This window comes from Bradyrhizobium sp. 25ACV, from assembly GCF_054863005.1.
The window spans coordinates 1-276 of sequence record NZ_JAVAYO010000079.1 but is presented as its reverse complement, the minus strand read 5'-3'; the positions used below and the strand labels follow the sequence as shown (position 1 = coordinate 276).

1 protein-coding gene is annotated in these 276 nt (G+C 62.3%); it reads left to right on the top strand.

Annotation, left to right across the window (positions count from 1 at the left end; genetic code table 11):
• Positions 1–276 (top strand): hypothetical protein (locus RAD04_RS38655; protein ID WP_461627966.1); only part of this gene is annotated, 276 nt, incomplete at both ends.

Sequence of the window (276 nt, the reverse complement as noted above, 5' to 3'; positions counted from 1 at the left end):
TGTCCCTTGCAATATCGTCCTGGTTAGGCTGGTACTTCTGCCCCTGGCCTGTATCTGGGGCAACTCTCTGCTGCCCCGGACGTTGTCTCAGGAGCTGAGCCGGGGCCTGCTGGCGGAGATCTGCGCGGCCCTGGAGACTGTGGGTGTGCAGCTTGACCCCCAGAATGACCATTGGCTGCGCAAGCTGGCCCATTCCAGCGAGTTTGGCCTGCTGGGGCTGGAGCTGTGCCTGCTGCTGTGGCTCAACAGGCGCCAATCTGTTCAGGGCTTCGTCAA